10 protein-coding genes are annotated in these 7,954 nt (G+C 69.3%); 4 read left to right on the top strand and 6 right to left on the bottom strand.

Going from position 1 to position 7,954, the window contains the following annotated elements; all coding sequences use genetic code 11:
* Nucleotides 1-123 precede the first annotated feature (123 nt).
* Nucleotides 124-267: a hypothetical protein gene (locus Sru01_RS34770; protein WP_203995053.1), complete on the top strand. Its 144-nt coding sequence runs from the start codon at nucleotides 124-126 to the stop codon at nucleotides 265-267.
* Nucleotides 268-574: 307 nt separating this feature from the next.
* On the opposite strand, the gene Sru01_RS34775 is transcribed toward Sru01_RS34770, so the two are convergent.
* The gene (locus Sru01_RS34775) at nucleotides 575-1,270 is read right to left on the bottom strand and encodes a helix-turn-helix transcriptional regulator (protein WP_203995056.1); all 696 of its coding nucleotides are present in this window, start codon (nucleotides 1,268-1,270) and stop codon (nucleotides 575-577) included.
* A gap of 258 nt (nucleotides 1,271-1,528) precedes the next feature.
* On the opposite strand from Sru01_RS34775, the gene Sru01_RS34780 reads away from it, so the two are divergent.
* A complete protein-coding gene (locus Sru01_RS34780) occupies nucleotides 1,529-2,344 on the top strand; it encodes an SDR family NAD(P)-dependent oxidoreductase (protein ID WP_203995071.1) in 816 nt (271 codons plus the stop codon).
* 25 nt (nucleotides 2,345-2,369) lie between these two features.
* On the opposite strand, the gene Sru01_RS34785 is transcribed toward Sru01_RS34780, so the two are convergent.
* The 4 genes from Sru01_RS34785 to Sru01_RS34800 form a co-directional block, all read right to left on the bottom strand.
* Nucleotides 2,370-2,714: an ester cyclase gene (locus tag Sru01_RS34785; protein ID WP_203995073.1), complete on the bottom strand. Its 345-nt coding sequence runs from the start codon at nucleotides 2,712-2,714 to the stop codon at nucleotides 2,370-2,372.
* On the bottom strand, nucleotides 2,711-3,145 hold the full coding sequence (locus tag Sru01_RS34790) for a MarR family winged helix-turn-helix transcriptional regulator (protein WP_203995075.1): 435 nt from the start codon (nucleotides 3,143-3,145) through the stop codon (nucleotides 2,711-2,713). The genes Sru01_RS34785 and Sru01_RS34790 overlap by 4 nt, the downstream gene beginning before the upstream one ends.
* 142 nt (nucleotides 3,146-3,287) lie before the next feature.
* Entirely contained in the window at nucleotides 3,288-3,488 is a 201-nt protein-coding gene (locus tag Sru01_RS34795; RefSeq protein WP_203995077.1) for a DUF397 domain-containing protein, read from the bottom strand.
* Between the two features lie 21 nt (nucleotides 3,489-3,509).
* Entirely contained in the window at nucleotides 3,510-4,331 is an 822-nt protein-coding gene (locus tag Sru01_RS34800; protein WP_203995079.1) for a helix-turn-helix domain-containing protein, read from the bottom strand.
* 569 nt (nucleotides 4,332-4,900) lie between these two features.
* Between Sru01_RS34800 and Sru01_RS34805 the strand changes: the two genes are divergently transcribed.
* A complete protein-coding gene (locus tag Sru01_RS34805; RefSeq protein ID WP_203995081.1) occupies nucleotides 4,901-5,278 on the top strand; it encodes an ATP-binding protein in 378 nt (125 codons plus the stop codon).
* A gap of 46 nt (nucleotides 5,279-5,324) precedes the next feature.
* Here Sru01_RS34805 and Sru01_RS34810 read toward each other — a convergent pair whose 3' ends face one another.
* On the bottom strand, nucleotides 5,325-6,806 hold the full coding sequence (locus Sru01_RS34810) for an ATP-binding protein (RefSeq protein WP_203995085.1): 1,482 nt from the start codon (nucleotides 6,804-6,806) through the stop codon (nucleotides 5,325-5,327).
* Nucleotides 6,807-7,119: 313 nt separating this feature from the next.
* Between Sru01_RS34810 and Sru01_RS34815 the strand changes: the two genes are divergently transcribed.
* Entirely contained in the window at nucleotides 7,120-7,905 is a 786-nt protein-coding gene (locus tag Sru01_RS34815; protein ID WP_203995088.1) for a dienelactone hydrolase family protein, read from the top strand.
* Nucleotides 7,906-7,954 lie beyond the last annotated feature (49 nt).

Genomic DNA, 7,954 nt, shown 5'->3' on the forward strand with positions numbered 1-7,954 from the left:
TGGCAGGAAGCGGTCATCCGCGTGCAGCTTGCTGCCGCCGTTTTCTCTGTTCCGGAGGCGGTGAATGCCGGAGAGTTAATGGTGTAAGGACGAAACACCGACTCCCCGGAAATGAGGAAAGAAATGAACGCCACCGCCACCGCCCTCCGCGCCGCCGGCACCACCTGGGACTCCTTCTCCCGGACCGCGGGCACCACCTGGGACTCCCGCAGCGCCGGCACCACCTGGGATTCCTTCTCCCGCACCCCCGGCACCACCTGGGACTGAAATCGAAAACGGAATTCGCGGATTCCGTGAAGAGTGCCGAAAACAAAATATCAAGCCAGTAAATGGAAGGCCGGAGAGCCAAGATTCCGCCGTAGCCGCGAAAGCCCGGCGATGACATCGGACTCCGATGAATGAACCTCCCGCGAACGATTCACACCACCGCGGTGACGCCGCATGGAAGCGCGGAGAGCACGGCCCCGGCCCGGCCCGCAGCCGCCGCCGCCGTGAAATCATCGGCAGTAGCCCCGCATCACGTCTCCCGCTCACCACGCCGAACGCGGATCGCCACGCCGCTTTGGGGCCGTGGTCAGGTGAGGCCGCCGGCGCGCAGGCCGGCCTCGAAACGGGAGCGGGCGCCGAGCAGGCGCATCAGCTCCGCCACCCGCCGCCGGTAGGTGCGCAGCGAGACGCCCAGCTCGCGGGCCGCCGCCTCGTCCTTCTGCCCGGCGGCCAGCATCGCCAGGATGCGCCGGTGGTCGGAGGTGAGCGCCGGATGCCGGTCCCGCCGGAAGTCCGCCAGGTCGGTCGCGGCGTCCCAGGCCGTCCGGAACAGCGAGGCGATGCCACCGACCACCTCCGCCGAGCGGACGACCGTGTAGGTGCGGACGCCCTGGTCACGAGGTCCGGCGAGGATGGCGACCCGGCCGTCCACGATGATCGTCTCGTGCGGTGGCCGGGACGTGCAGATCCGCACCTGGACGCCATGAGCGGCCACCTCGGCGAGATGCCGTTCGGACTCCTCGTCGGCGAGCGCCAGCGGGCTGAACAGCTTGCGTACCACGGGCCCGCTCACATCGGATCGCAGCGGGCCGGGTTCCCCCGGGACCGGCCAGGTGCGCAGGGTGGTGGCCGCGCAGACGAACTCGCGCCGCGCGCCATGGAAGAGATGGCCCGCGCGCTCGGCAAGTTCCCGTTCTCCGCGCAACATGACGTTCCGGTCCAGGTCAGGACCGCCCTCCACGCGGGAGGAGCGGTCGAGGCTCGGCGGCCGGATTTCCGTCATCACCGCACATTCTGCGTCCGGCCCGGCGCGCGGGCAATTCCGCGCCTACCGCGAGGCGCAGCCCGTCACCCGCATGACGCGGAGTCGCGCCCGCCACCCGGCCGGCGGCGCGGCCGGGTTGGCAGGTTACTGCCAACGGCTCGCCGCCCGCGGGCCTGGCGGGGAGGGTGGACGAGCGCCGGGCGGCGCGGGCGGCAGGCGGCCGCCGGATCGGCCCGGCGCGCGCCTTCACGCGGTCATGAGGATCAGGGAGCGGATATGGAACTGGGCCTGGCGGGCAAGGTCGTGCTGGTCACCGGAGGCAGTTCGGGGATCGGCCGGGAGACGGCGCTGGCCTTCGCGGCCGAGGGCGCCCGGGTGGCGCTCACCTATCACACCGGCCAGGAGGCCGCCGGAAAGGTGGTGGCCGAGGCGGAGAGCCTGCACGGCTCGGCGGTCGTCGCCGGTGGAGCGAACGGCTCGCCGGCGCGGTCCGGCCGGGTGGCGGTGGCGGTGCCGCTGGACCTGGCGGACCCGGCCGGACCGGCGGCCGTGGTGGACCGGGTGCGGCGGGAGCTGGGCCCGGTGGAGGTGCTGGTGAACAACGCGGTCCGCTGGCCGTCCTGGCCGGCGCCCGGCGAGCTGTTCGAGACCGCACCGGCCGACCGGTTCACCGAATCGGTGCAGGCCAACCTGGTGGGGCCGTACCTGCTGGCGCGCGCGGTGCTGGCGGACATGCGCGCCCAGGGCTGGGGCCGGGTGGTGAACGTGTCGACCGGCCTGGTGGCGGACGGCTTCCCTGGCAACGTCTCCTACGTCGCGGCCAAGGCCGGGCTGCACGGCCTGACCAAGGTGATGTCCCGGGAGCTGGCCGCGACGGGCATCCTGACGAACGTGGTGATGCCGGGCTTCGCCCCGGAGGGCAAGCCGGTGCCCGAGTCGATGATCGAGCAGGCCCGGGCGGCGGCCGCCACCCGGGAGGTCACCCGGGCCGACGAGGTGGCCCGGCTGATCGTCTTCCTCTGCTCGGCCGCGAACACCAATATCACCGGCGAGGCCGTCCGCGCCGACGGGCACTTTCTCACCCCCGCCTGATCCGGACGAGGGCCGCCCGGCACGCTCAGGGGTCGCGTCGCAGCGACGACAGGCCCCATAGTTCGGCGATGCGCCCATCACGCAGCCGGAAGATCTCCAGCATGGTCGGGGGGCGCTCGCCGGGAACGCCGTGCACGCTGGTCCGGACGGCCACGGTGTCCCCTTCGACGATCATGTCCTCGACCTGGACCCGAACGGCCGGGTGGGTCTGGTGGAGCCGCTGCCACGCTCGAGTGACGCTCTCCGGGCCGGTGGTCCCCAGCGGATGGCTGTAGAAGTCGGCGGTGAAGATCTCCGCGGCGGCGGCATGGTCGCGGGCGTTGAACGCCGCGTACATGCGCCGGGCCACGGCTCGCACGTCGTCTGTCATCGGCTCTCCTGGTCGGTGATGTTCGTCCGGAGGCGGCGGAGGACGTCCCGCACGGTCTCCTGGTCCTGCGCGGTGATGCCGGCCAACAGCCGTTCCTGGTAGGCCTGATGTGATCGCTCCAGCTCGGCGGCGGCCCGGTCGCCGGCCGGGGTGAGCACGGCCAGCGTGTAGCGGTTGTCGGCCGGGTCGACGCGGCGCCCGAGCAGCCCTTCGGCCTCGAACTCCTTGACCAGCCGGGTGACGCTCGCCCCGTCGATGCCCAACCGCTCGCGCAGGTCGCTGTGCCGGGTCTCGCCGTTCCGCCGCAGCCGGACGAGCATCTGCACCCGATGGCGGCTCATGCCCACGTGCCGCGGGAAGGCCTGCCGCAGCTCGGCGCAGATGCCCACCAGCTCGCGAAAGAACACGTCCTCCGCCGTCTCCTCGTTCACCATCCCTTTGTACCTACAACTCTTGAAGACATCAAGAGTTGTAGTGATCTAGAAAGAGGGGCCGGTCTCCCGCTCCGGCGCCACCTTGGCGAGCAGGCGGCACCGGAGGCCGTGACACACCATGGGCCGAGCAGCGGGACGATCAGTCGAGAGTGCCGGTCTTGAGACCGTGCACGAACGCGCGCCAGTCGTCCAGTCCATGGATCAACACCGGGCCGTCCGGACTCTTGGAGTCGCGGATGGCGACGACCGATCTGGCCTGGGCGATCTCTACGCACGCGCCGTTCTGCTGGCTGCGGGTGCTCTTCCGCCACGAGGCGGTGGTCAACTCATGCTTGGACACCCTCGGACCTCCTTGCGCCGGTCACATTACTTCTCGTAGCACTTTATTGATCATATCTCGTGTTTCTCGGACATTAAGTGCTTCGGCTCGCAAGTGATCAAAAGCTATCCCGTAGTTCCGCACCTCCTGCAGGTCTTCTACATAGAGGTTTCCAGCGATCGTCTCCAGGTAGACGGTGTCGGCCGCGGCCGGCTCGGGAAAGTCGAGCAGCGTGAAGGGGCCTATCATTCCTGGATGGGCTCCCAGGTGAAAGGGGATCACCTGAATCGTCGTCTTCGCCGCATTCGACGCATCCAGTAGATGTCGCAGCTGAGAGACGTGTACACCGCGCCCCCCGACCGGACGTCGTAACACCGCCTCGTCCAGGATGACCCATAGTTGCGGCCTGTCAGGCTTGTGCAAGATCTGCTGGCGGGTCATCCGCACCTCGACGCGGCGCTCGATCTCCTCCTGCTCCAGTTCCTGGGGACCGCTGACCATCAGGGCGCGGGCGTACTCCTCGGTCTGCAATAGGCCGGTGACCGCTGCCAGTTCGAAGGTGCGGATCGATGCCGCTTCGGATTCGAGTCCGATGTACACCTCGTAGTGGCTGGGCAGTACATCGCGATATGGGTACCACCAACCACGTTTGCGGGCGTTTCGGGCCAGGGAGAGAAGCGCTTCGCGTATCTGTCGGTCCGTGACGCCGTAGAGATCCAGCATGGCGCGAACGTCATTCGGATGGGGGCTGGTTCGTCCGGTTTCGATACGGAAGACCTTGGTCGGGTGCCATTCCAAGCGTTGTGCGACGTCGCTCTGAATCAGCCGGGCACCTTCCCGCAGCCGCTTCAGCTCGTTGATCAATTGCCGTCCGCGGATGCTCGGGCTATGTGTGGCCCCCATCGCCCACCTTTCCTAGATCGACTGCGGGAATCCAATATGCAGACCTGTATTTCAGTGATATCCATCGGTCGCTACCCGCTGGAGCCTAGCAACTACAGGCGGTCAGCGTGGCTCATGTCGAGAGCGCGCACGTACGGAGGCGGCCATGGGGCAGAGAGGCGGCAGATCGGGTCGACATCGGCAGGGCATCCCGACAGTGGACGTGCCGCCAAGATCATGGGATCCCGCCGAAAGAGCCGGTACGCGGAGCCTGGACCGATCTGAACCCGGATGGGCCATCTGGTACGCCGTCGGTGCTCGCCGCTTCTACGCCGCCGCCATGTCACGGATGGTCGCCACCTCGTTGATCGAGGCGCGGGACGCGAACGAACTCCATGACCTGATACGCGAAGCGGAACGGTCCTCCTCATCCAGCTCGCTCGAACGTACGTGGCCTGGTCCGGAAGCCGGACATACCTCAATTGCCGCCAAGGGAGCATCGATGATCGGAACGCCGGATGGGTTGCGTACGGTCTGCTGGGACCTGCCGGGTGATCGGGAAGACCCGCAGGCTCGCCGGCGACGTGCTGGGCGGCTGGGGCCTTGGCCATCTGGCCGAGGACGCGGTTCTCGTCGTGGGGGAGTTGCTGGCGAACGCCGTCAGCTACGGCGAGCCGCCGATCAGGCTCTCGTTGTGGGCGGCGCCCGATCGGTTCTGCATCCGCGTCACCGACCACGGCCCGGACCAGCCACGCCGCCTCGCCCTCGGCCTGGACGCCGTACACGGCCGCGGCCTGTCCATTGTCGCCGCCCTCGTCCACGAGCACGGTGTGACCAGACCGGCTGACGGGCCCGGCAAGACCGTCTGGGCCTGCTGGCGCCTTACCACCCGCAACCCCGACACCAGTCGAACCACCACCAACACCTGAGGCCACCGCTGCCGGAGCGGACGAGGCTATACGGCTCCGAGCGTGATCAGGGAATCGGGTGAGCTCCGTAGAGTTCGGGGAGGCCGATGAGGTGGACGTCGGGACGGCCGGCGGCGGCCTGGCGCAGGGCGTGGTCGAAGCCGGTCCGGGAGAAGATCGCCAGTGCGGCGGTGTCCGCGCGGACGCCGCGTCCACCGAGCAGGGCGCGGATGTGCTCCAGGCGGCGCAGGTCGCGCAGGGTGCGCTGCTCGCCGGTGTACTTGGCCTCCCCGAGCAGGACCACCCGGGCGTTCTTCGCGAACAGCGGCTCGCCGGCGGCGAGCGCGACCACGTCCACCTCGTGCTGCGCCCGGCCGGCCGGATCGCTGACCACGGTCTGGCCGACCGCGCCCACCGGCTCGCCGAGACATTCATCGGCTGCGAAGCGGGCCGTCCACTCTCTGGCCAGGTCCTCGAAGTGCGGACCGAGCACCTGCCGGTGGAAGGTCTCCGCCGAGGCGGTCCATACCTGCTCGGCCTGGCGTTCCTCCAGGTCGTCCAGCCGGCGCCACATGACGGTGGTGTAGAAGCGGACGATCGGGTCCATCAGAGTGAGCTGGGTGCCGCGCTGGCGAAGTACGTCGTGGACCGGCCGGACGAATCCCGCCGCCCGCAGTACTGAAAGCGGATGAGCCAGCGACCGGTCGGGACGGCCGATGACCCGGGCGATCCGGGCCGGTGTGCCCGCGCCGGCCGCGATCGCGGCGAGGATCGAGTGGTACAGCGCCCGATCGGTGATGCGCGGATCCTCGCGCAACAGGTAGTCGTTCTCGCCGAACAGGGCATGCGCGGGGTTGAGCAAGGTGCGCGCCAGCCACGGGCCGAGGTCGGCCACGCGCTCCGGGGACGGCTGGTCGATGAGGGCCCGGTAGCCCGGCGTGCCACCGAAGATCGCGTTCAGCTGGACGGCCAGGTCCAGGTCCGAGACCTGCCAGAACGCCGCGGCATCCCGGAAGTTGAATGGTTTGAGACACATGTCGAGTACGGCCCGGCCGCGCAGCGGGCGGGTACCCGACAGCAGCTCGGACATCACCGAGATGGCCGAGCCGCAGAGCAGCAGCCGGCCGGTGGATCCGTCGGCACGGTAGTCCCACTCGTCGTAGAGGGACTGGATGAGGGAGGAAAGCTCGGGGGCGTTGCCCAGCAGGAAGGGATACTCGTCGATGACGACCAGCCGGTGACGTCGCAGCGCCTCGTCGAGTGCGGTCTCCCAGTTCTCCGCGCCGTACGCGCCAGGTGCCCGACCTTCGGCCCGGGCCGCCGCGTCGGTGAATCGCCGCAGTGCCGGACGTGCCTCCTGCTCGACGGCCATGGAGTACAGGCCGGAGGCGGCGCGAGCGAGCCGGCGGAGCAGGAAACTCTTGCCCTGTCGGCGCCGCCCATACACCACGCCGATCCGCAATCCCGGGGTGTCGGAGGTCACGAAATCGGTCAGGTCACGCCATTCCGCCGTCCGGTCGAAGACCTCGGGTGGCTTCGGACTCATCATGTACCTAGTCTAACTTGACTTAGTCTAACTCAGGTCGCTGCTCTCTTCCCGACGTCGACGTGCCGAGCCGGGCATCGCCGGCCGGTGAGGCCGGGTGTGCTTCGGTCAGGTGCTTGTCATCCGGTCGAGGGTCTTGGCGAAAACCTGTTGGCGGGGCAGGGCGGGCGCTGCTAGTTTTCCGGAGGCCGTGCCAGAGAACGAGGAGGTGGTACCCGTGAACGCTATTTCGACATGGGTGCTCCCCTCTGGGGTCACGGTCGGGCGATAGGTCGTCCGGGAGCGCCGTTCAAGCGCACTCCCGAAAGGCACGACCATGCGTTTCACCTCTGAGCGACGTCTCGACGACGGCGTCCTCGAACGCGAATTCACCCTCGGCGAGATCCCCGGCATCCTGTGGACGCCCGGGCCGGCGTCCGCGTCCGCGCCGGTGCCGCTGATCCTCCTCGGGCACCAGGGCGGGCTGAAGAGGATGTACCCCCGGCTGGTGGCCCGAGCCCGGCACTCCGCGGCGGAAGGCTTCGCCTCGGCCGCCATCGAGATGCCCGGAAGCGGTGACCGGCCCCGGTGGGCCGACGCCGAGCAGGCCCGTGCCGACCTGCGCCGGGCGCTGGACGCCGGCGGGCCGGTCGGCGAGGAGATCATCGACCGGCTCATCCTCCCGCTGGTGGACAAGGTGGTCCCGGAGACGCGGGCCGCTCTGGACGCCCTGCTGGCGCTGCCCGAGATCGGCGGCCCGGTCGGGTACTCCGGGGGAGTGATCGCAATCGGGGTCCGGCTGGCGGTGGTCGAGCCCCGCATCCTGGCCGCCGGTCTGTTCGCCGGGAGCTTCGTGCCCCGCGCCACGCTGGAAGAGGCCCGTAAGGTCACCATTCCGCTGCATGTCCTGCTGCAGTGGGACGACGAGGAGAACGACCGGCAGGCGGCGCTGAACCTGTTCGACGCCTTCGGCTCCAAGGAGAAGTCGCTGCACGCCAACATGGGCGGGCACACCGGCGTCCCGCCTTGGGCGGGGGACGCCGCGGGCCGGTTCTTCGTCCGGCATCTGCGCCGGCCGCCGGCCACTTCCGGCCAACCGGCCGATACCGATAGCGGACGGTAGGCGTTGTCACCGCTCGTCGAGGAGTGGCCGGGCCCTCCTCGGCGAGCGG

Origin of the sequence: Sphaerisporangium rufum, from assembly GCF_016863395.1 — a bacterium.
Classification (GTDB): Bacteria; Actinomycetota; Actinomycetes; order Streptosporangiales; family Streptosporangiaceae; genus Sphaerisporangium; species Sphaerisporangium rufum.

Coding starts and splice junctions, on each gene's coding strand:
- Sru01_RS34770 (WP_203995053.1), top strand. CDS start 124: ATGAACGCCACCGCCACCGCCCTCCGCGCCGCCGGCACCACCTGGGAC.
- Sru01_RS34775 (WP_203995056.1), bottom strand. CDS start 1,270: ATGACGGAAATCCGGCCGCCGAGCCTCGACCGCTCCTCCCGCGTGGAG.
- Sru01_RS34780 (WP_203995071.1), top strand. CDS start 1,529: ATGGAACTGGGCCTGGCGGGCAAGGTCGTGCTGGTCACCGGAGGCAGT.
- Sru01_RS34785 (WP_203995073.1), bottom strand. CDS start 2,714: ATGACAGACGACGTGCGAGCCGTGGCCCGGCGCATGTACGCGGCGTTC.
- Sru01_RS34810 (WP_203995085.1), bottom strand. CDS start 6,806: ATGATGAGTCCGAAGCCACCCGAGGTCTTCGACCGGACGGCGGAATGG.
- Sru01_RS34815 (WP_203995088.1), top strand. CDS start 7,120: ATGCGTTTCACCTCTGAGCGACGTCTCGACGACGGCGTCCTCGAACGC.